The organism is Streptosporangium amethystogenes subsp. fukuiense (assembly GCF_042665875.1).
Classification (GTDB): domain Bacteria; phylum Actinomycetota; class Actinomycetes; order Streptosporangiales; family Streptosporangiaceae; genus Streptosporangium; species Streptosporangium fukuiense.
Window position 1 is genome coordinate 1,136,421 of record NZ_JBHTEE010000001.1, and the last position, 20,498, is coordinate 1,156,918.

Annotated in this window: 18 protein-coding genes and 1 pseudogene; 12 read left to right on the forward strand and 7 right to left on the reverse strand. The window is 71.2% G+C overall.

Annotation, left to right across the window (positions count from 1 at the left end; genetic code table 11):
• The first annotated feature begins 14 nt into the window (after positions 1-14).
• From ACFQVD_RS04905 to ACFQVD_RS04925, 5 genes are read left to right on the forward strand one after another with little or no spacing between them, the layout of a single operon-like run.
• Positions 15-965, forward strand: a complete 951-nt coding sequence (locus tag ACFQVD_RS04905; protein ID WP_343966615.1) for an STM4015 family protein — start codon at positions 15-17, stop codon at positions 963-965.
• Entirely contained in the window at positions 962-2,077 is a 1,116-nt protein-coding gene (locus ACFQVD_RS04910) for an STM4014 family protein (RefSeq protein ID WP_343966613.1), read from the forward strand. The genes ACFQVD_RS04905 and ACFQVD_RS04910 overlap by 4 nt, the downstream gene beginning before the upstream one ends.
• 22 nt (positions 2,078-2,099) lie before the next feature.
• The gene (locus ACFQVD_RS04915; protein ID WP_386270521.1) at positions 2,100-2,915 is read left to right on the forward strand and encodes an STM4013/SEN3800 family hydrolase; all 816 of its coding nucleotides are present in this window, start codon (positions 2,100-2,102) and stop codon (positions 2,913-2,915) included.
• Between the two features lie 29 nt (positions 2,916-2,944).
• Positions 2,945-4,318, forward strand: a complete 1,374-nt coding sequence (locus ACFQVD_RS04920) for an STM4012 family radical SAM protein (protein WP_343966694.1) — start codon at positions 2,945-2,947, stop codon at positions 4,316-4,318.
• 38 nt (positions 4,319-4,356) lie between these two features.
• Positions 4,357-5,229, forward strand: coding sequence for an STM4011 family radical SAM protein (locus ACFQVD_RS04925; protein ID WP_343966692.1), 873 nt, complete (start codon positions 4,357-4,359; stop codon positions 5,227-5,229).
• A gap of 34 nt (positions 5,230-5,263) precedes the next feature.
• Here ACFQVD_RS04925 and ACFQVD_RS04930 read toward each other — a convergent pair whose 3' ends face one another.
• The 6 genes from ACFQVD_RS04930 to ACFQVD_RS04955 all read right to left on the reverse strand — a co-directional run bounded on the left by ACFQVD_RS04930 (position 5,264) and on the right by ACFQVD_RS04955 (position 10,871).
• The gene (locus ACFQVD_RS04930) at positions 5,264-6,445 is read right to left on the reverse strand and encodes an acyltransferase family protein (RefSeq protein WP_343966611.1); all 1,182 of its coding nucleotides are present in this window, start codon (positions 6,443-6,445) and stop codon (positions 5,264-5,266) included.
• On the reverse strand, positions 6,438-7,178 hold the full coding sequence (locus ACFQVD_RS04935; RefSeq protein WP_343966609.1) for an alpha/beta hydrolase: 741 nt from the start codon (positions 7,176-7,178) through the stop codon (positions 6,438-6,440). The genes ACFQVD_RS04930 and ACFQVD_RS04935 overlap by 8 nt, the downstream gene beginning before the upstream one ends.
• Before the next feature lie 278 nt (positions 7,179-7,456).
• Positions 7,457-8,113 carry a response regulator transcription factor gene (locus ACFQVD_RS04940; protein ID WP_364147677.1) on the reverse strand — a complete coding sequence of 219 codons (657 nt, stop codon included), beginning with the start codon at positions 8,111-8,113 and terminating at the stop codon, positions 7,457-7,459.
• A 49-nt stretch (positions 8,114-8,162) separates the two neighbouring features.
• Entirely contained in the window at positions 8,163-9,458 is a 1,296-nt protein-coding gene (locus tag ACFQVD_RS04945; RefSeq protein WP_343966603.1) for a sensor histidine kinase, read from the reverse strand.
• Between the two features lie 107 nt (positions 9,459-9,565).
• The gene (locus tag ACFQVD_RS04950; protein ID WP_343966601.1) at positions 9,566-10,162 is read right to left on the reverse strand and encodes a TetR/AcrR family transcriptional regulator; all 597 of its coding nucleotides are present in this window, start codon (positions 10,160-10,162) and stop codon (positions 9,566-9,568) included.
• Positions 10,163-10,223: 61 nt separating this feature from the next.
• A complete protein-coding gene (locus ACFQVD_RS04955; RefSeq protein WP_343966600.1) occupies positions 10,224-10,871 on the reverse strand; it encodes a TetR/AcrR family transcriptional regulator in 648 nt (215 codons plus the stop codon).
• An 89-nt stretch (positions 10,872-10,960) separates the two neighbouring features.
• Here ACFQVD_RS04955 and ACFQVD_RS04960 point away from each other — a divergent pair, with 89 nt between their 5' ends.
• Positions 10,961-11,335: a DoxX family protein gene (locus ACFQVD_RS04960; protein WP_343966598.1), complete on the forward strand. Its 375-nt coding sequence runs from the start codon at positions 10,961-10,963 to the stop codon at positions 11,333-11,335.
• Between the two features lie 110 nt (positions 11,336-11,445).
• Here ACFQVD_RS04960 and ACFQVD_RS04965 read toward each other — a convergent pair whose 3' ends face one another.
• A complete protein-coding gene (locus tag ACFQVD_RS04965; RefSeq protein ID WP_343966596.1) occupies positions 11,446-12,099 on the reverse strand; it encodes a biliverdin-producing heme oxygenase in 654 nt (217 codons plus the stop codon).
• A 501-nt stretch (positions 12,100-12,600) separates the two neighbouring features.
• Between ACFQVD_RS04965 and lon the strand changes: the two are divergent.
• From lon to ACFQVD_RS04995, 6 genes and pseudogenes are all read left to right on the forward strand, one after another.
• Positions 12,601-14,971, forward strand: a pseudogene (lon, locus tag ACFQVD_RS04970) (endopeptidase La).
• A 178-nt stretch (positions 14,972-15,149) separates the two neighbouring features.
• Positions 15,150-16,292, forward strand: a complete 1,143-nt coding sequence (locus tag ACFQVD_RS04975) for a Fic family protein (RefSeq protein ID WP_343966591.1) — start codon at positions 15,150-15,152, stop codon at positions 16,290-16,292.
• Between the two features lie 158 nt (positions 16,293-16,450).
• Positions 16,451-16,618, forward strand: coding sequence for a DUF397 domain-containing protein (locus ACFQVD_RS04980; RefSeq protein WP_343966589.1), 168 nt, complete (start codon positions 16,451-16,453; stop codon positions 16,616-16,618).
• Positions 16,619-17,027: 409 nt separating this feature from the next.
• Positions 17,028-17,990, forward strand: a complete 963-nt coding sequence (locus ACFQVD_RS04985) for a methionine ABC transporter ATP-binding protein (protein ID WP_343966587.1) — start codon at positions 17,028-17,030, stop codon at positions 17,988-17,990.
• The gene (locus tag ACFQVD_RS04990) at positions 17,987-18,643 is read left to right on the forward strand and encodes a methionine ABC transporter permease (protein ID WP_343966585.1); all 657 of its coding nucleotides are present in this window, start codon (positions 17,987-17,989) and stop codon (positions 18,641-18,643) included. Before ACFQVD_RS04985 ends, ACFQVD_RS04990 begins: the two co-directional genes overlap by 4 nt.
• 171 nt (positions 18,644-18,814) lie before the next feature.
• On the forward strand, positions 18,815-20,350 hold the full coding sequence (locus ACFQVD_RS04995) for an acyl-CoA synthetase (RefSeq protein ID WP_343966583.1): 1,536 nt from the start codon (positions 18,815-18,817) through the stop codon (positions 20,348-20,350).
• The last annotated feature ends 148 nt before the right edge of the window (positions 20,351-20,498 follow it).

The following is a 20,498-nucleotide window of genomic DNA, read 5'->3' on the forward strand; positions in this document are numbered from 1 at the left end:
GACGGGAGTCTCCGATGGACTACAGCGAGTTCAACGACGATGTCGACGGTCTCTACCGTGGGGAGTACGCGGGCCTGCCCATCGTGAGCCTGCGCCCGCCGGGGGCGCCCATGCCCGCGGCGGGGGAGGCGGCGTGGCGACTCTCGGTCCGCGTCCACGACGCCAAGGAGACCTTCGAGGAGCACTTCGCGCGCTTCGTCGAGACCGTCGACACCACCGAGGTCAGGGCGATCATCGTCGGTGGCTGGGGTGAGGCCTACGAGGTCGACGCCTCGGGCCCCATCCGGCTGCTGGCCGAGCACGCGGCGCGCCTTCCCAAGCTGCGCTCGCTCTTCTTCGGCGCGATGCCGTCGGAGGAGTGCGAGATCTCCTGGATCGTGCAGAGCGACGTCACCCCGCTGCTGGAGGCGTTCCCGCTGCTGGAGCGGCTGGAGGTGCGCGGCGGCACCGAGCTGAAGCTGCGGCCCGTCCGGCATGACAACCTCAAAATCCTCCGGTTCGAGACCGGCGGCCTGCCTCCGGCCGTGGCCAGAGCGGTCGGTGGGAGCGATTTTCCCGCGCTCGAATACCTGGAGCTCTGGCTCGGGTCGGAGAACTACGGCGGAGACACCACCGTGGCCGACCTGGAGGCCATCCTGTCCGGCGAGCGGCTGCCCGCGCTCAGGCATCTCGGTCTGCAGGACAGCGAGATCCAGGACGAGATCGCCGCGGCCGTCGCCTCGGCCCCGGTGCTGGCCCGGCTGGAGTCGCTCGCGCTGTCGATGGGCACGCTCACCGACGCGGGCGCCGAGGCGCTGCTGGAGAGCGGGTCGCCGGCCCACCTCAGGCGGCTGGACCTGCACCACCACTTCCTGAGCGACGCCATGGTCGAGCGCCTCAGGACGGCGTTCTCCGGCGTCGAGCTCGACCTCTCCGAACAGGAGAAGCCCGACGACGACTGGTATTACGTCGCGGTCTCCGAATGACCGCGCTCGCCGTCGTCGGCACGCCGGGGGAGCGGCGGGTGACCATGTTCGCCGACGCCTGCGTCCGGCAGGGGTTGCGCGAGCCCGCGGTGCTGCCGTGGACGTCCGTGCTGCGCGGCGCGGAGATCCGGATCGAGCCGGAGACGCTCGTCCGGATCGACTCGCCCGGGGAGGACGCGGAGACGGACGAACTGCTGCGCGGAGCCGGCGAGCCGTCCCGGGTCGGCGGCGGAGCCCGCTGGCACGCCGCGTTCGTCGCCGGGGCGGCGCGGGTCCGCGAGGCCGTCGCCCGGACTCCGGGGGCCGTGCTGCTCGCCGACGTCGAGGACGTCTCGGTGATGTTCGACAAGCGGCGCTGCCACGCCAGGCTGTCGGAGGCCGGGGTGCCGGTGCCGCCCGCGCTGCCCGGACCGATCCGCGGCTATGCCGAGCTGCGCGAGCGGATGGGCGAGGCCCGCTGGGGGCGGGTGTTCGTCAAACCGGCCCATGGCTCGTCGGCCTCGGGGATCGTCGCCCTGCACGCGTCGGGCGACCGGGTCAGGGCGGTGACCTCGGCGGAGCTGACCGGTGGGGGGCTGCGCAACTCCCTGCGGGTCAGGTGCTACGAGAACGAGTCCGACCTGGTGGCGATCGTCGAGGCGCTGGCCGGAGACGGGCTGCACGTCGAGCGATGGTTTCCCAAGGCGAGCCTCGGCGGGCGCGCGATCGACCTGAGGGTGGTCGTCGTGGACGGCAGGCCCACTCACGCGGTCGTCCGTGCGAGCCGGGGGCCCATGACGAACCTGCACCTCGGCGGTCTGCGCGGCGACCTCGGCGAGGTCAGGGCCGGACTCGGCCCCGAGGGATGGGAGCGGGTTCTGGAGGTCTGCGCGCGGGCGGCGGCCTGCTTCCCCGGCAGCCTGGCCGTCGGGGTCGACCTGATGGTCGGGGCCGACTGGCACGATCTCGCGGTGGCCGAGGTCAACGCGTTCGGCGACCTGCTGCCTCGGCTGGAGGGCCTGCCCGGTAGTGGCGCGGAGGGCCTCGACACCTACGGCGCCCAGGTCCGCGCGATCCTCGCCCGGCACTCGCCGCAGGGGGCGGGGAGAACCGCGACCCGGGCGGTCCGGTGACCCGGGGGCGAAGGAGGGGCCGATGCGCGACATGAACGAGATCGTGGGCAGCCACGACCTGCTGCTGGTGACACTCGACACGCTCAGGTACGACGTGGCGGAGGAACTGCTGGCCGCGGGGCGGCTGCCCACGCTGGCGCGGGCGCTGCCCGGCGGACGCTGGGAGCGCAGGCACAGCCCGGGGAGCTTCACCTACGCGGCGCACGCGGCGATCCTCGCCGGTTTCCTGCCGACCCCCGCCGGGCCTGGGCCGCATCCCCGCCCGTTCGCCGCCGCGTTCCCCGGGAGCGAGACCACGGCCCCGGGCACCTGGGTGTTCGACGCGCCCGATCTGCCCGGCGGGCTGGCCGGTGCGGGCTACCACACGGTCTGCGTCGGCGGGGTGGGGTTCTTCAACAAGCTGACCCCGCTCGGGGCCGCGCTGCCGGCGATGTTCGCCGAGAGCCACTGGGAGCCGGGATTCGGGGTGACCTCGCCGGACTCGTTCGAGGCGCAGATCGCGTGCGCCGAGCGGGTGGTCGCGCGGGTGGACGGCCTGGTGTTCCTGTTCGTCAACGTGTCGGCCCTGCACCAGCCGAACTGGTTCCACCTGCCGGGCGCCACTCGCGAGCACGGTGACAGCAGGCGAAGCCACGCCGCGGCGCTCGAGCACGTCGACCGGCACATCGGCAGGCTTTTCTCGCTGATGAGCGAACGGCGGCCGGGGTTCGCGATCGTCTGTTCCGATCACGGCACCGCCTACGGTGAAGATGGATATGTCGGGCACCGGATCGGTCACGAGGTCGTCTGGACCGTGCCCTACGGTGAGTTCACGATGCGGCGGGGGGAGTGGCGTTGACTCCGAGTTCTGGCCGGACACCGGAGGTGGTGGACGGCGGGCCGGGCGCACCCGCGTCGCCGCCGGACGCCACCTCACCCGATGCGGGGCCGTACCAGGGTTACGTCTACGCCTACCCGCACAAGACCGCCTACCGGCCGCTCGATCCGCGTCCGCCACTGGCGGAGGTGTGGGCCGGGGAGCCCGTCGACCGCCTCTTCCTCTACCTGCACATCCCGTTCTGCGAGATGCGCTGCGGATTCTGCAACCTGTTCACCCGCACCGGCGCCCCCGCCGAGCTGGTCGACGCCTATCTCGGTGCGCTGGAACGCCAGGCGGGTGCCGTACGCGACGCCCTGAACGCTCCCCGCTTCGTGGCGGCGGCCATCGGCGGCGGCACGCCGACCTACCTCGACGCCGCCGAGCTCACCCGGATGTTCGACCTCACCGAGCGGGTCATGGGCGCCGACCTGCGGGCGGTCCCGATGGCGGTGGAGACCTCCCCGGCCACCGCGACGGCCGACCGGCTCGCGGTCCTGGCCGAACGGGGGACGACCCGGATCTCGATCGGCGTGCAGAGCTTCGTCGACGCCGAGGCCCGCGCGGCGGTCAGGCCGCAGAGGAGGCAGGAGGTGGAGACGGCGCTCGGCCGGATCCGCGAGGCCGGGTTCGAGACGCTCAACCTGGACCTGATCTACGGCATCGACGGGCAGACGGAGGCGTCCTGGCGTTACTCGCTGGACGCCGCGCTCGCCTGGAAGCCCGAGGAGATCTACCTCTACCCCCTGTACGTCCGCCCGCTCACCGGTCTCGGCCGCCGTGCCCGCGACTGGGACGACCACCGGCTCACCCTCTACCGCCAGGGCCGCGACCATCTGCTCGCCGCCGGGTACGAGCAGATCTCGATGCGGATGTTCCGGCTGCCGGGGCGGTCGAGCCCCGCCGAGTACAGCTGCCAGAGCGACGGCATGGTCGGCCTCGGCTGCGGTGCCCGCTCCTACACCTCTCATCTGCACTACTCCCACGAGTACGCGGTCGGCGCCGGCCAGGTGCGCGCGATCATCGACGACTACGTGCGCCTGGCTCCCGGGGAGTTCGCGGTCGCCAACGTGGGCTTCCGGCTGGACGAGGAGGAGCGGCGCCGCCGCCACCTCATCCAGTCGCTGCTCCAGGCCGACGGGCTCGACCACGCGGCCTACCGGGCCCGCTTCGGAGCCGGGGTCGAGGCCCATTTCGGCGAGGAGCTGGAGCGCCTGACGGCCGGGGGCCTGCTGGAGCGTGACGCGCCGCCGCCGGGCGGCGAAGGGGCGCGGCCCGGACGGCTCCGGCTCACCGCCGAGGGGCTGGCCCGCTCCGACGCGATCGGCCCCGCGCTGTTCTCCGGCAGGGTCCGCGCGCTGATGGCCCGGTACGAGGGACGGTGACAGGCTTGGCCGGCTCATCCGCCGCCGGAACCCGGCGCCTGCCGCTGCTGCCGGGCGGGCCCGATGACCGGGGTCGCGGTCACCTGACGATCCTCTACCGGGGACCGCTGGCGAGTTGCGACTACGACTGCCCCTACTGCCCGTTCGCCAAGCGGCGCGACAACCCGGAGCAGCTGAGGCGGGACCGGGCGGCACTGGAACGGTTCACCGCCTGGGTGGCGGGACGGGACCATCCGGTCTCGGTGCTGTTCACCCCGTGGGGCGAGGGCCTCGTCCGGTCGTGGTACCGCCGGGCGATGGTCGAGCTGAGCCACCTCCCGCATGTGCGGCGGGTCGCCATCCAGACCAACCTCAGCCACCGGTCCGGCTGGCTGGCCGAGGCCGACCTGGACACGCTCGCCCTCTGGGCGACCTACCACCCCGGCCAGGTCACCCACGAGCGCTTTCTCACCCGCTGCCGCGACCTGGTCGCGCGCGGGGTCCGCTTCAGCGTCGGCGTCGTCGGGCTGCCCGAACACCTCGGCCACGCCCGCCGCATCCGGGCCGACCTGCCCGCGGAGGTCTACGTCTGGGTGAACGCGGCGGAGGGCGCCGCCTACACCGACGACGAGGCCGCCGACTGGACGGCGATCGATCCGCTCTTCCGGTACAGCCGGACACCGCACCGGAGCGCCGGGCTGCCCTGCCGCACCGGCGACAGCGTGATCTCCGTCGACGGCGACGGCACCGTGCGGCGCTGCCACTTCGTCCCGGCCGTGCTAGGAAACCTCTACGAGGGCACGTTCAGGCCGAAGGCCACGGCGTGCCCGGCGGCGATCTGCGACTGCCACATCGGCTACGTGCACCTGGAGACGACCGGCCTCTACGACGTCTTCGCCGGGGGAGTCCTGGAACGCATCCCCGCCCGCTGAGGTCGGGTGACGAACGGCCGGGCATGACATGGTGTCAGAGACAACGGCGGCGACGGCGGCGCAGGAGCCGCGCCGCCTCGGCGAGCAGCTGACGCCCCCTGTCCTCAAGCCGCCTCCGGATGACTCCCGGCAGCCAGGCGAGCGCGAGAACCGCCGCGAACACCGGAAACCAGGCCAGCCGGTGCAGCAGCCAGACCGGCTCGTCCGGCACGGCCAGCAGGCCGGGAACGTCGCCGAGGCGCAGGGCGGCGACGGCGATCACGGCCGGTGCGGTCTGGTGCCACAGGAAGAGCGTCATCGCCGACAGGTTGGCCAGCGCGACCGCCGCCCACAGCCGGGGACGCCGCATCAGCCGGGCCAGCGGAGCGCGGGCCAGCAGCGCCGCCCCCACCTGGGCGAGCCCGAAGCAGACCGCCGCCAGGGTGGGCGGCGCCAGGTTGGAGACCGCGGCCCCGGTCACCCCCACCATGCTCGCCGGATACCCGAACCCGGCGACCAGCAGCACCGCCCCGGCCGCCCCGCCGGCCAGCAGACCCACCGCCACCCGGCGCGAGCCGAGCAGGCCGCGCGCCCAGGCGATCCCCAGCGCGTACGGCACCAGCCAGCCGGCCACCAGGTTCGCCCATCCCGGCCAGGCGGGACCGCCGAGCCGGAACCTGGCCAGGTCCACCCCGAGCACCACCGCGAACGCCACGGCGGCCGTGACAGCCGGATGCGGCCGCAGCAGCAGGGGAGTGGCCGCGGTCAGCGCGGCGAAGACGGCCAGGAACCACAGCGGCCCCACCGCCGGGAGCACCATCGACCTGATCAGCCCCACCGGCGCCCCGCGTAGCGCCATCCCCGTCGCGATTCCCGTCCAGATCAGGGCGAGCGGCACCACCGGCCCCAGCAGCCTCCCCATCCTGGCCCGCAGCCACGCCCCCGCTGGAGCGCCTTCCGGCCTGAGGGCCGCCGAGCGGAGGCCACGCGCCGCCGCGTAGCCGCCGACGAAGAAGAACACCGCCAGGGTCTGGAACACCCAGGACAGCGGTGTCAGCGCCGGCAGGTGGCTGAGCGGGCTGGCCAGGTACACCGCCCCCGCCGGGCCCGGCGCCCACGCGGTCACCAGCCAGTGCCCCAGCACCACACCCAGGATCGCCAGCGCCCGCAGCGCGTCCACCCCCCTGTCCCGGCCCGCCGGGGTGGCCGCCTCGATCCCGGCCGTGAGACTAGCCACCGGAAACCTCGCCGCCCCGGTCGAGGGCGATCAGGGTCAGGTTGCGCAGTGACTCGGTGCCCGGTTTGAGATAGTCGCTGTGCCCGGCGGCCTCGGTCCCGAACGGGCGGGCGCCGAAGGCCGGGGCGGCGGGATCGGGGCCGAAGCCGAACGGGCCGATCCGGAGCTTGGGCACCTCGCGCATCCAGTCGAGAGGGCCGCTGCCCACCCAAAGACGGGTACCGCCCAACTCGGCAGCCGAGGAGACGCCCAGTCCCGGGCTGCCGAAGACGGCCGTGTCGGCGACGCCGGAGGCGGGTAAGGCCCCGGCGCACACCACCGAGCCGTAGCTGTGGCACAGCAGGCTGACCCGCTTGCCCCCCAGAACTCCGGTGACGTAGCGCCGCAACTCCACCGCGCCCCGCTCGGCGGCCCCGCCGGTCGTCACGCGAAGGCTGAGCGTCGCCGGGCTGTCGTAGCCGAGCCAGGCGACCACCGCCAGCCTCGCCCCCGGATCCAGCGCCCGGGCCTCGGCCAGCACCGCCCGCGCCCCTCCTCCCGGTGTGCTGTACCGCTTGGCCCTGCCGCCGTCGAAGGTGGCGGCCGTGGTGTCGGCCCCGGGGACGATGACCGCGACGTACTCGGCCGCGGCGAGATCACCGTAGACCCGGACCACCCGGTCGCCCACGGGCGGCGGGACCGTCACGTAGGCGAGCGCCGTGGCGACGGCCACGACGAGCGTACGGCGGAACATACGAGCCTCCTGTCCGATCTGCGGGATCGAACAGGACGTTAGGAACCGCGGTTCGTCGATCGCATCACCCCGGGGAGTCGTCTTCGCGATCACTCTCGGGGGTGAGGCGGGCTCACCCGGCGAACGAGGCCGGCGCCACCGGAACCCTCAGAGCGGAGACGAGGACCCGGCCAGGAGCGCCGGCCAGAGCGCGGATGTTCCGCGACCGTTCGCTGTCCAGGGCCGTGCCCGGCGGGCGGGGCGAAGGATGACTCCGGCAGCCTTGAGACGCCGCGGACTCATTCGCCTGGGCGGACCAGGCCCGTCTCGTAGGCGTGCACGATCGCCTGGGCGCGGTCGCGCAGGTTCAGCTTCGCGAGGATCCGGCCCACGTGGGTCTTGACGGTCTGCTCCGACAGGATCAGGTCCGCGGCGATCTCCTGGTTGGACCTGCCCCGCGCGATGAGTGCGAGCACCTCGGTCTCGCGCTCGGTGATGTCGTCCAGGCGCCCGCGCGGGCGGCGCGGGCCGACGCGGGCGAACTCCGCGATCAGCCGCCGGGTCACCGAGGGCGCCAGCAGCGCCTCCCCGGCCGCCAGCACCCGTACCGCCTCGGCGAGCTGCTGCGCCGAGGCGTCCTTGAGCAGGAACCCGCCGGCCCCGGCCCGCAGCGCCTCGTAGACGTAGTCGTCGAGGTCGAACGTGGTCAGGATCAGGATCCTCGGGACGGGACCGGTGGACTCCATGATCTCCCGCGTCGCCGCGAGACCGTCCATGACCGGCATCCGTACGTCCATCAGCACGACGTCGGGCCGCAGCTCGGCCGTCCTGGCCACAGCCTCGCGCCCGTCGGCGGCCTCGCCCACGACCTCGATGTCCGGCTGCGAGCTCAGGAAGACGGTGAAGCCGGTCCGTACCATGCCCTGGTCGTCGGCTATGAGCACCCGGATCGTCATCGAATCTCCTTGAGCGTGGAGACCCCGGGCTCCGGCCCAGGGGAGGAGGTCAAGCGTCCTCCGTGATCGGAAGTATGGCGGTGACCGCGAAGCCCGTCCCGACCGGCCCGGCCCACAGGCTTCCGCCGAGTACGGACACCCGTTCCCGCATCCCGATCAGACCGTGCCCCATGTGCCCGCCTTCCCCGGTGGAACGGCGCCCGGCGTCGTTCGTCACCTGGACGTGCAACTCGGCGCCGTAACGGGCGATCCTCATCGAGACGGCCGAACCGGGGGCGTGCCGCATGGCGTTGCTGAGCGACTCCTGGGCGATCCGGTAGGCGGACAGGCTCACCGCCGTGGGCAGCCCCGTCAGGTCACCGCCCAGTTTGAGCGTCACGATGAGCCCCGCGGAGCGCGCGGTGTCGACGAGTTCCTCCAATCGGCCGAGTCCCGGCTGCGGTGCGATGTCCGCGTGTCCGTCACCCTCTCTCAGCACGCCCAGTACGCGGCGCATCTCGGTCATGGCCGCCAGCGACAGCGCGCGGATCTCCCTGAGTCCTTCCTCCAAATGCTCCGCGTCCCCGGCCGCCCGCAGCGGAACGGCCTCCGCCTGGATGGCGATCACCGACATGTGGTGGGCGACGACGTCGTGCAGTTCCCTGGCGATTCTGGCCCTCTCCTCCAGCACGGCCTGTCCGGCCAGTGCCTGCCGGCTGCGCCGCTCCTCCTGGGCCAGCAGGCCGACGGCCAGCCGCCGGGCACGCACGTTGTGGCCGAACAGGACGGTCACCGTGACGATGCCGGTGACGACGGCCAGCGAGCCGGGGTGGATCACCCAGGCGACGAGGACCGAGACGATCCACACGCCCACGGTGATGTGCCGCTCCGAGCGGACCGCGACCGCGTAGACCACGAGTACGTACATGACCGCGGCAGCCGTGCTGTACGGGGGGTCGGACAACTGCCGTGAGACGACCGTACCCAGGGGAATCAGGAGGATCGCCATCCGCCATGCGGCCAGCGGCCACCGGCCACGGAACGCGAGCGGCAGGGAGAAGGCCAGGGCCGTGAATGTGAGCTCCCCGCCGAGCGGGAGGTGCGCCCGGATCGCCTCGTCCCTGAGTAGGGAGAGGCCGGCGTCGAACAGCGTGAAGGTCAGCGCCAGGTCGGCCAGCAGGACCAGGTCGATGGTCCGGAACGGCAGCAGCCCCAGCGCCCTCGGCATGCGGGGGCGGAGGCGGCGTGACCGGAGGCGGCCGGCAGGGTCGGCCGCCCCGGTCACCAGCGCCTCGACGAGGGGGTGGGCCAGTCGCGCGGCGGCCTCCCGTACCGGCCGTATGCGCCGTGCGGGGGTGGGGGTCACCCGGATCAGCGTAGGCGGCGCGGCCGTGGTCCGCGTCCCACCAGGGAGTGATCTCCCATGTCCCTCCTGCGGGTGGCGGGATACGGCCGAGGTGTCCGCCAGTGGGCTCAGACCGTGCCCAGGCCGCGCAGCACGAAGCCGGAGACCGTCTCCGCGGCCTCCTCGGGCGTCACCGCGCCGCTGAGCAGCGGGACCCGCTCGGCGCCGATGACGGCGAGGATGAAGCGGGCGGCGACCTCCACGTCGGGGGCGTGGAAGTCGCCCGAGGCCACGCCGCTGTCGATGATGCCGGTCAGGATGCGCTGCATCGGCTCGACATGGTCGGCCAGGCGCTGGTAGGCGTCGGGGCCCAGCGCCGCGGACAGGTCGGCGGGGCCGGGATGGGGGTGGGCGAGCAGCCCGTCGAGCTGGAGCCTGACGAAGACCCGCAGCCGCTCGGCGGGCAGGGCCCGCTCGGGCAGTTCCCGCTCGTAGCTGTCGATGAAGTAGTGCGTCACCCGCTCGGTGAAGGCCAGCAGCAGCGCAGCCTTGTCCGGGAAGTAGTTGTACAGCACAGTGCGGGTGATCTCGGCCTCGCTCGCCACATCGGTCATGGAGATGGCGTCGATGCCCTGCTCCCGGGAGAGACGCGAGACCGCCCGCAGGATGCGGTCCTGTGTCTGGGCGCGGTGCTCGCCGATGGTCGCGGCCGAAATCCGGGGCATGGTCCCATGGTCGCACAGTGCCGTCGCCTGCCGGCAGGTCGTTCCGTGTCCGGCCGCGAGGTCAGCGCTGGGGGCGGGCCGAGCTCATGGCGGCATGCAGGTCCGCGGTGCTGGGAGCCGGGGGGAGCGGAGGGCCGAGGCGGTCGGTGCGACAGGCGCCGAGGATCAGGGCGATCAGCCGCCGCCACGCCTGCGGGGCGGCGCCGCGGGTGGAGCCGAGCACCCCGGCGTTGGCCATCATGATCAGCATCAGGTCCTGGCCGGTGAAGTCGGGGCGCAGCGTCCCGGCGCGGCGGGCCCGCTCGATCACCCGCTCGACCGCCGCCATCGCCCGTGCCCTCGGCGCCTCCAGGGCGGCTCCGGGAAAGCAGACGGTGAACCCCTCGGTCACCCCCTGGTCGGCGGCCTGCATCCCGCAGATGTGTTCGACCAGCTCGGCGAACGCCTCCCAGGGGTCGTCGGTGCGCTCCGCCGCCTCGGCGGCCTCCACGAAATCGGCCATGTGGTCGGCCAGGATCGCCTCGATGAGCGCCTCGCGGTCGGGGAAGCGCCGGTAGAGCGTGGCGATGTTCACCTCGGCCCGGCGGGCGATCTCCTCCAGGGGGACGTCGAGCCCGCGCTCGCGGAACGCGACGCGCGCCGCCGTCATGATCCGCTCCCGGTTGATCTCGGCGTCCCTGCGCAATCCCCGCCGTTTGCACGCGTCCATGAGCCGATTCTATAAAGTGAAGGCTTCCTTGCGGTTATGCTACGGTGCGACAGACGAAGGCGTGCCTTCACTTATTTTCGGAGTGCCTCATGAACGTTGCCCTCTGGGGCGCGCAGATTCTGCTCGCCGTGATGTTCCTCATCGCGGGTCTCACCAAGGCCACCCAGCCGCGCGAGAACCTGATCGCCAGACTGGGGGGATGGGTGGAGGACTTCTCCGCCGGCCAGATCAAGGGCATCGGCATACTCGAGGTGCTGGCCGGGATCGGGCTGGTCCTGCCCGCTTTCACCGGCATCCTGCCCGTGCTGACCCCCCTCGCCGCCGCCGGCCTGGTGATCACGATGATCGGTGCCATCGTCGTGCACGTCCGGCGCAAGGAGTACTCGGCGCTCGTGATGAACCTGCTGCTCCTCGCGCTGGCCGCCTTCGTGGCCTGGGGCCGTTTCGGGCCGTACGCCTTCTGAGCGTCGTACGTCTTCGAGGGCCTTTGTCGGGACCGTGCGGTTCACCAAGACCGGCTCCGGTACGGAGAGTCCGTGCCGGAGCGTTCACTCGTACTGTGGGGCGACCGGGTTCAGGCGGCGGCCTCGGACCGGGCCACCCGGCCGAGTTCGCCCAGGACCTCGGTGTTGAGCTGGTAGGCGAGCCTGGTCTCGCGGATCAGACGCTGCTTCTCGGCCTCGTCCAGAGGCAGTGCGTCCAGCCGTGCCCGGTACTCGTTCTTGAAGCGGGGCAGGCTGCCGATCCCGTCGAACAGGTAGAAGTCGATACCCCCGCCCGGCTGGTAGCCGTAGATCTTCTGCAGCTCCATCCGGATGAACTGCCCGCCGGACAGGTCGCCCATGTAGCGGGTGTAGTGATGGGCGATGTAGCCGGCCGGCCAGGTGGCCACCTGGTTGATGCGGGCGACCAGGGTCAGGGTCGGCTTGGAGGGCTCGATCCTGGACCGCCAGCCGGACCCGTAGATCGTCTCCAGGTCGCGGACCAGTGCCTCCTCCCGATAGAGCTCGGGAAAGACGAAGGGGGCCGCGACGGGGTCCTCGGTGAGCGACCGTGCGGCACCGTCCAGGGCCACGTAGGCGAAATAGTGCTGGGCGACCATCTCGCCGTACGCCTCGGGGGTGAGGTGGCCCGCCATCAGGGCCTTGAGATAGCTCTCGTCCTCGGCGGATTCGTGGTCGCCCCAGGTGGCGTTCCTGAGGACTTCGGAGAACGGCGGCTCACTCATGATCACTCCGCGGCGAGGAAACTTTTCATGACACAGTGTCACAAAAATCGCGCCACCCCGTCAAGTCGATGACGACACTCTGTCATTAAACCGGCCGCCCTCGCGTCAGGTGCGGGCGGGACGCGCGAAGTGGGGTTCTCGGTCAGGCGCGAGCGGGCGGAGTGCGCCGCAGGGGGCCTCGGCCGATGCTCCCGCCGCCAATCTACCCTTAGGTTAGCCTCGGCTAACTTTTGTCGCGCCGTCGAAACCGCGGCCGGTCTCCCGCGGCACCGGCCTGACCTGTCCGATTCGCCGGACGCTCTGGCGGTGCGCGCCCGGCTTCCCGGGCGACGTGATGTTCCCGCGCCGTCCGGGGCGCACTCCGGGTGTCCCTAGGCCGTGCGAGGGGGCCGATGACTCCGATTACACGATTACGATCGCTCACAGCGAACAGGCTCAACCCTGGGAACATTCTCAGGCTCCCATTAATTGAGTGGGTATAACTCAACCTTTGGAGTTCACATGAGTGAGAGCTTGATCCTCCCGGTCCTGCCGCTCGACGACGAGGTCGTGCTGCCGGGCATGGTGGTCCCGCTTGACCTGTCGGAGACCGAGGTCCGGGCCGCGATCGACGCGGCGCAGGCTCTCGCTGACAACAAGCCCGAAGTCCTTCTCGTTCCCCGGATCGACGGAAGATACGGCTCGGTGGGCGTGCGGGCGATCGTCGAGCAGGTGGGCAGGCTGCCCGGCGGCGAGCCCGCCGCCGTGCTGCGCGGCGTCGACCGGGTCCGGGTGGGCACCGGCACGACCGGTCCGGGCGCGGCCCTGTGGGTGCAGGCCACCCGCGTTCCCGTCGTCGCGGCGGACGAGCGCGCCCACGAGCTGGCGAAGGCGTACAAGGCGCTGGCCACCACGATCCTGCAGAAGCGGGGCGCCTGGCAGGTCGTCGACGCGGTCAACCAGATGGACGACCCCTCGATCCTGGCCGACAACTCCGGCTACGCCCCCTGGCTGAGCACCTCGCGTAAGGCGGAGATCCTGGAGACCGCCGACCCGGCGGACCGGTTGGAGAAGCTGGTCGAGTGGTCGCGCGAGCACCTGGCCGAGATCGACGTGGCCGAGACGATCCGCAAGGACGTCCAGGAGGGCATGGAGAAGCAGCAGCGCGAGTTCCTGCTCCGCCAGCAGCTCGCGGCGGTCCGCAAGGAGCTCGCCGAGCTGAACGGCGACACCTCCGCCTCCGAGGAGGAGGACTACCGCTCCCGCGTCGAGGCCGCCGACCTGCCGGAAAAGGTGCGCCAGGCCGCGCTCAAGGAGGTCGACAAGCTGGAGCGGACCTCCGACCAGTCTCCCGAGACCGGCTGGATCCGCACCTGGCTCGACACCGTCCTCGACATCCCGTGGAACGAGCGGACCGAGGACCTGTACGACATCGCCGCGGCCCGCGCCGTCCTCGACGCCGACCACACCGGTCTCGACGACGTCAAGGACCGCATCATCGAATACCTCGCCGTCCGCGGGCGCAGGGCGGAGAAGGGGCTCGGCGTGGTCGGCGGCCGTCGCAGCGGCGCCGTGCTCGCGCTGGCCGGCCCCCCCCGGGGTCGGCAAGACCTCCCTCGGCGAGTCCGTCGCCCGCGCGATGGGCCGCAAGTTCGTCCGCGTCGCCCTCGGCGGGGTCAGGGACGAGGCCGAGATCCGCGGCCACCGGCGCACCTACGTCGGTGCCCAGTCGGGCCGGATCGTCAGGGCCATCCGCGAGGCCGGCTCGATGAACCCGGTCGTGCTGCTCGACGAGGTCGACAAGGTCGGCTCCGACTACCGGGGCGACCCGACTGCGGCGCTGCTCGAGGTGCTCGACCCCGCGCAGAACCACACCTTCCGCGACCACTACCTGGAGGTGGAGCTCGACCTCAGCGACGTGCTCTTCCTGGCGACCGCCAACGTGCTGGAGGCCATCCCCGGCCCGCTGCTGGACCGTATGGAGATCGTGACGCTCGACGGCTACACCGAGGACGAGAAGGTCGCCATCGCCCGGGACCACCTGCTCCCGCGCCAGCTCGACAAGGCCGGCCTCACCGCCGAGGACGTCACCCTCGACGAGGACGCGCTGCGCAGGCTCGCGAGCGAGTACACCAGGGAGGCCGGGGTCCGGTCCCTGGAGCGCTCGATCGCCAGGATCCTGCGCAAGGTGACGGCCAACGTCGCGCTCGGCGAGGGCGAGCTGCCCGTGGTGGTGGGGGACCTGGTCCCCTATCTGGGCCGCCCGCGCAACGTGCCGGAGTCCTCGCTTCCCGAGTCCAGCCAGCGTACGGCGGTGCCCGGGGTGGCGACCGGCCTGGCGGTCACCGGAGCGGGCGGTGACGTGCTCTACGTGGAGGCGTCCCTGGCCGACCCCGAGACCGGAGAGGTCGGCCTGACCCTGACCGGCCAGCTCGGTGACGTGATGAAGGAGTCGGCCAGGATCGCGCTCTCCTACCTGCGCTCGCGGGGTGCGGAGCTGGAGCTGCCCGTCGCCTCCCTTAAGGACCGCTCGGTGCACGTCCACTTCCCGGCCGGCGCCGTCCCCAAGGACGGCCCGTCCGCGGGCGTCACCCTGATCACGGCCCTGGCCTCGCTGCTGTCGGGCCGTCAGGTCCGCGCCGACGTGGCGATGACCGGTGAGGTCTCCCTCACCGGGCGGGTGCTCCCGATCGGCGGGGTCAAGCAGAAGCTGCTGGCCGCCCACCGGGCGGGCATCACGACGGTGCTGATCCCGGCGCGCAACGAGCCCGACCTGGACGACGTCCCGCAGGCCGTCCGCGACGAGCTCACCATCCACGCGGTGAGCGACGTGCGCGAGGTTCTGGACATCGCGCTCACCCCGGCCAAGGTGGCCGAACACGCCGCCGCCTGACCCGTGCGGCCCGCAGCACGGCCCGCCCCCTCACCGGAAGGGGCGGGCCGTCCGGCTGCCCGGTGGATGCCGGATCGTCAAACTCCGGCAATCCGCGCGTCGCGGGACGAAACAAGCTCATCGCATATAAATGGACGAATCATAAAGTTGATTGACCGAATGATTCGGTCATGGTGACATGGGATCCATGCTGTACGGAACGCCTCCCCTGGAGGCCATCGACGAAGCGGTCCTCGGCGAGATCGAGGAGATGCGCCGCGACCTGAAGTACCGCCTCGCGGAGACCCACCGCTGGGACGGTCAGCTCAGACGCCAGCTCCAGGCGCGGGCCATCCAGGGGTCCAACTCGATCGAGGGCTACCGGGCCAGCGTCGAGGACATCGAGTCCATCATGGCCGGTGAGGAGCCCCTGGAGACCTCCGGCGCGGTCGCCAGGGAGATCTCCGGCTACCAGCAGGCACTGACCTACATCCAGGCGCTCTCCCGCGCCCCGGTGTTCGCGTTCGACGCCGGTCTGCTGCACGCGCTCAACTTCATGATGATCGGCCATCACCATGACAAGACGCCGGGCACGGTGCGGCCCGGCGGCATCTACGTCCGCAACTCCACCACCGGGGAGGTCGTCTACGAGGGGCCGGACGCCGAGCGGGTGCCGGAGCTGATGGCCGAGCTGGTCGCCTGGCTCAACGAGGGCGACCTGAAGGCGCCGAGCTACGTGCGGGCCGCGATGGCCCACTTCAACCTGGTGAGCATCCACCCCTGGCGGGACGGCAACGGCCGCATGTCGCGGGCGCTCCAGACGCTGGTGCTCGGCAGGGACCGGATCACCACCCCGGAGTTCTCCTCCATCGAGGAGTGGCTCGGCGGCGCCGAGAACACCGTCGACTACTACCGGGTTCTGTCGGCGGGAGGAAGGCGGAACTGGAATCCGCACGGGGACACGCTGCACTGGGTGCGCTTCTGCCTGCGCGCCCACCACCTGCAGGCCCAGCAGGTCCGGCGCAGGCTCGCCGAGGCGGGGGAGGTGTGGATGCTGCTGGAGGAGCGGGTCGACGCCGACGGGCTCAACACCCGTACCGTCTCGGCGCTCTACGAGGTGTTCGTCAACCGGCGGCTGCGCCGGAGCAGGTACCAGCTGGACGAGTCGCTCAGCCAGGGGCAGGCGGCCAGGGACCTGCGCGACCTGGCGGCCAAGGGCTGGCTCGCTCCGTACGGGGAGACCAAGGGCCGCTTCTACGCGCCCGGGGCGAGAATGCGGGCGATCAAGGAGGACTTCGCCCGGCGGATCGTCCCGCTGCGGGATCCGTACCGGCACGACTAGCGCTTCGTTGCCGTGCCCACAACCCGCCGATCGCGTCGGCGGTCACTCCGGACCGACTTGACGCACCCCGCCCATCGGATGTCTTGAAGTGGGCCGGTGAAACGACGTCGACGGCGGCGAGGCTCGGCGACGGGGCACCTGCTCCACTTCGGTCGGCCATGTCCAACCGGATCAACAGGCTTCAGGTGGATCACCCTGACGAGGAGTTGCTCGTCCTGGTCCGTGACTCCAAGGACCCCGAGGGGCCGGTGCTGTCCTTCGCCCCGTCCGAGTGGGATGCCTTTCTCGGGATGATCAAGGGTGGGGAGTTCGCCGATCTGAGCTGACCGCCATGACGGTACGGGGTCCTCCGTTTCCGCGGAGGGCGTACGGCCCGGCTGAGACTTGACCGGAGCCGATTTTCGAGGACCGCTCCGAGGGCACCCGTGCGGCCGGGCTCCGGGCTCCCGGGCGGAGAGGCGCCGGTCGATTCCGGCGTGCGAACGAGGGGGGAGCGGGCCGCCGGATGACTCCGGGCACGGGTGTTCGTAAGGGCCGATCGGTTTAACATAACATGTCGGGAATGACGGTAAATAAGGGTTGCGTTGGGCCAGGGGTGTACCGGGGCCGGAGACCATGATCTGCCCGGTGGGCCATCTCCTCCCGCGCCGTCCGGGCCACCTGCCCTCCTTCCGGGGTGCCCGTCGGCTCCCTCCCCGGAAGCCTGCCGAGATCCGTTCCATATGAGGTACAGCAGTGATTGACGTGTCGGACCTGCGAAAGGTCTATCGAGATCGAGGGCGCGAGGTGGTCGCCGTCGACGGCGTGGACCTCCACGTCCGCGAGGGTGAGATATACGGCGTACTCGGGCAGAGCGGCGCCGGCAAGAGCACCCTGCTGCGCTGCGTGAACCTCCTGGAGCGGCCCACCTCCGGCACCGTCTCGGTGGCGGGCCAGGAGCTGACGAGCCTGGCCGAGCGGGACCTGCGCAGGGCGAGGCAGCGGATCGGGATGATCCACCAGCATTTCGCGCTGCTCTCCTCCCGCACCGTCGCGGGCAACGTCGCCTTCCCGCTCGAGGTCATGGGGATGGCCAAGGCCGAGCGCGCCAGGCGGACCGCCGAGTTGCTGGAGCTGGTCGGGCTGGCCGACAAGGCCGGGGCGTACCCCGCGCAGCTGTCGGGAGGACAGAAGCAGCGGGTCGGCATCGCCCGCGCGCTGGCCGGCAGCCCCCCGGTCCTGCTGTCGGACGAGGCCACCTCGGCACTCGACCCGGGCACCACGCAGTCGATTCTGGCCCTGCTCAAGAGCCTCAACCGTGAGCTCGGCCTGACCATCCTGCTGATCACCCACGAGATGCACGTCGTCAAGTCGATCTGCGACTCGGTCGCGGTCATGCGCGACGGCCTGGTCGAGGAGTCCGGGACCATCCCCGAGCTGATCTCCAGGCCCGGCTCCCGGCTCGCCGCGGAGCTGTTCCCCCTCCCCGAGCCGGAGCCGGGCAATGTCACGATCACCTTCACCGGTCAGGCCGGCGAGCCGGTGGTGTCACAGGTGGTCCGCAAGTTCGATGTGGACGTCAACATCCTCGGCGGGGCACTGGAGGAGGTGGCGGGCGTCTCGACCGGACGGCTGCGCCTGCTCGTCACCGGTGACGAGCGCGCCGCCGCGCTCAGCTACCTGGCCGAACGCGGCCTGCTGGTCGAGGAGGCCCGATGACCTGGGACGAGATGTTCCCGATGCTGCTGGAGTCGACGGGCCAGACCGTCGAGATGGTGCTGTGGTCGACCCTGTTCACGGTGCTGCTCGGGCTCCCGCTCGGGGTGGCGCTGGTCGCCACCGACAGGGGCGGGCTGTTCCCCTCCGCGGTGCTCAACCGGGTGCTGGGGCTGGTCGTCAACCTCGGCCGCTCGCTGCCCTTCATCATCCTGATGATCGCGGTGATCCCGTTCACCAGGCTGATCGTCGGCACGACCATCGGCACCATCGCCGCGGTGGTCCCGCTGACGCTCGGCGCGGCGCCGTTCTTCGCCCGCCTGGTGGAGACCGCGCTGCGCGAGGTCGGCAGGGACAAGGTGCAGGCGGCCCAGGCCATGGGAGCCGGCCGCGCGACCATCGTCGGCAAGGTGCTGCTGCCCGAGGCGATGCCCGGCCTGATCGCGGGGCTCACGGTGACCGTGGTCGCGCTGATCTCGTACTCGGCGATGGCCGGGGCGATCGGCGGGGGCGGGCTCGGAGACCTGGCCATCCGCTACGGCTACCAGCGCTTCGAGACCACCCTCATGATCGTCACCGTTGTCGTGCTGGTCGCCGTCGTGCAGCTGGTGCAGAGCCTGGGTGACACCGTCGCCCGCCGTCTTGCGCGCGACTGACCGGCCGGGCCGATGGCCTTCCGCCGCGCGGCCACGCCGGGGTGAGCCGGGAGCCTTTCCAGGGCCGCGAAAGACCGTCGTCCACCGGGTCGCGACCTCGTCCGCGAGGTCGCGGCCCTGCCGTGTTCGGGTACTTCTCACCAAACCTGAAACCGAGTAATGTTCTGCTCCATGCACCCGGGAGCCATCGCAGCAGTTTCGCCGGACAAACCCGCCGTGATCATGGCGGGCTCCGGGAGGGTCGTCACCTACCGAGAGCTGGACGAGGAATCCAACCGCCTTGCGCACCTCTTCCGTGCCGCAGGGCTGAGGCCGGGTGATCACGTCGCCTTCATGCTGGAGAACCATCCGCTCTTCCTGGTGGTCGCCTGGGCCGCGCACCGCTCGGGCCTGTACTACACGGCCATCAGCTCGCGTCTGAAGACCGACGAGCTCGCCTACATCGTCGACAACTGCGGCGCCCGGGTCTTCATCTCCTCGGCCGCCCTCGCGGACGTGGCGGTCTCCATCACCGATCTCACCCCCGGGGTCGGGCTCAGGCTCATGCTGGACGGTGTCGCCCCTGGCTTCGAGTCCTACGAGAAGGCCGTCGCGGCCCACCCCGCCACGCCCGTCGAGGACGAGTGCCAGGGGATGGACATGCTCTACTCCTCGGGCACCACCGGGCGGCCCAAGGGTGTCAAGCCCCTGCTCTCCAAGGCGCCGCTGGATCAGCCGGGGCCGCTGCTGCAGCTCATCCAGTTCCTGTTCGCCCCCTCGGCAGACAGCGTCTACCTCTCCCCGGCTCCGCTCTACCACGCCGCCCCGCTGCGCTACTGCCTGAGCTTCCAGCGGATGGGCGCCACGATCGTCGTCATGGAGAGGTTCGACCCGGAGCGGGCGCTCGCGCTCATCGAGAAGTACTCCGTCACCCATTCGCAGTGGGTGCCGACCATGTTCATCAAGATGCTCAAGCTGCCCGAGGAGACCCGCGCGCGCTACGACCTGTCGTCGCTGGCCTGCGCGATCCACGCCGCCGCCCCCTGCCCCGTCCCGGTCAAGGAACGGATGATCGACTGGTGGGGGCCGATCATCCACGAGTACTACGCGGGCACCGAGGGCAACGGCTTCCTGTACGTCGGCTCGCAGGACTGGCTGGCACACAAGGGAACGGTCGGCCGCCCGCTGCTCGGCGTCACCCACATCTGCGACGAGGAGGGCAACGAGCTGCCGCCGCGCGAGCACGGCACCGTCTACTTCTCGGACGGCCCCCAGTTCGTCTACCACGGCGACGAGGCCAAGACGGAGGCGTCCCGCGACCCGCTGGGACGGGGCTGGACCACCCTCGGCGACATCGGCTACCTCGACGAGGAGGGTTTCCTCTACCTCACCGACCGCCGCTCCTACATGATCATTTCTGGCGGGGTCAACATCTATCCGCAGGAGGCCGAGAACGTCCTGTCCGTCCATCCCATGGTGGCGGACGTGGCGGTCTTCGGCGTTCCGGACGAGGAGATGGGCGAGCAGGTCAAGGCGGTCGTCCAGCCGGCCTCCATGGACCTGGCGGGCCCGGAGCTGGAAGCCGAGCTGATCGAGTACTGCCGTTCCCAGCTGGCGCCCTACAAGTGTCCCAAGTCCGTCGACTTCCGCGAGGAACTGCCCAGGCACCCCACCGGGAAGCTCTACAAGCGCCTCCTGCGCGACGAGTACTGGCCCGCCGGCTCCTGACCCGCCCGGCCGCGACGACGACATCGTCGCCACGCCTCTCTCCAGCCGGTCGCCGCACCACGAGAAGGTTCGCTGAAAGGCGTATTACCGCCTATTGCATAGGAAGGTTTCCTATTTAATACTGTGATCGACGCAGCGTATCCCTATC

Coding starts and splice junctions, on each gene's coding strand:
- ACFQVD_RS04905 (WP_343966615.1), top strand. CDS start 15: ATGGACTACAGCGAGTTCAACGACGATGTCGACGGTCTCTACCGTGGG.
- ACFQVD_RS04910 (WP_343966613.1), top strand. CDS start 962: ATGACCGCGCTCGCCGTCGTCGGCACGCCGGGGGAGCGGCGGGTGACC.
- ACFQVD_RS04915 (WP_386270521.1), top strand. CDS start 2,100: ATGCGCGACATGAACGAGATCGTGGGCAGCCACGACCTGCTGCTGGTG.
- ACFQVD_RS04935 (WP_343966609.1), bottom strand. CDS start 7,178: ATGTTCCGCCGTACGCTCGTCGTGGCCGTCGCCACGGCGCTCGCCTAC.
- ACFQVD_RS04940 (WP_364147677.1), bottom strand. CDS start 8,113: ATGACGATCCGGGTGCTCATAGCCGACGACCAGGGCATGGTACGGACC.
- ACFQVD_RS04950 (WP_343966601.1), bottom strand. CDS start 10,162: ATGCCCCGGATTTCGGCCGCGACCATCGGCGAGCACCGCGCCCAGACA.
- ACFQVD_RS04955 (WP_343966600.1), bottom strand. CDS start 10,871: ATGGACGCGTGCAAACGGCGGGGATTGCGCAGGGACGCCGAGATCAAC.
- ACFQVD_RS04960 (WP_343966598.1), top strand. CDS start 10,961: ATGAACGTTGCCCTCTGGGGCGCGCAGATTCTGCTCGCCGTGATGTTC.
- ACFQVD_RS04965 (WP_343966596.1), bottom strand. CDS start 12,099: ATGAGTGAGCCGCCGTTCTCCGAAGTCCTCAGGAACGCCACCTGGGGC.
- ACFQVD_RS04975 (WP_343966591.1), top strand. CDS start 15,150: ATGGGATCCATGCTGTACGGAACGCCTCCCCTGGAGGCCATCGACGAA.
- ACFQVD_RS04980 (WP_343966589.1), top strand. CDS start 16,451: ATGTCCAACCGGATCAACAGGCTTCAGGTGGATCACCCTGACGAGGAG.
- ACFQVD_RS04990 (WP_343966585.1), top strand. CDS start 17,987: ATGACCTGGGACGAGATGTTCCCGATGCTGCTGGAGTCGACGGGCCAG.
- ACFQVD_RS04995 (WP_343966583.1), top strand. CDS start 18,815: ATGCACCCGGGAGCCATCGCAGCAGTTTCGCCGGACAAACCCGCCGTG.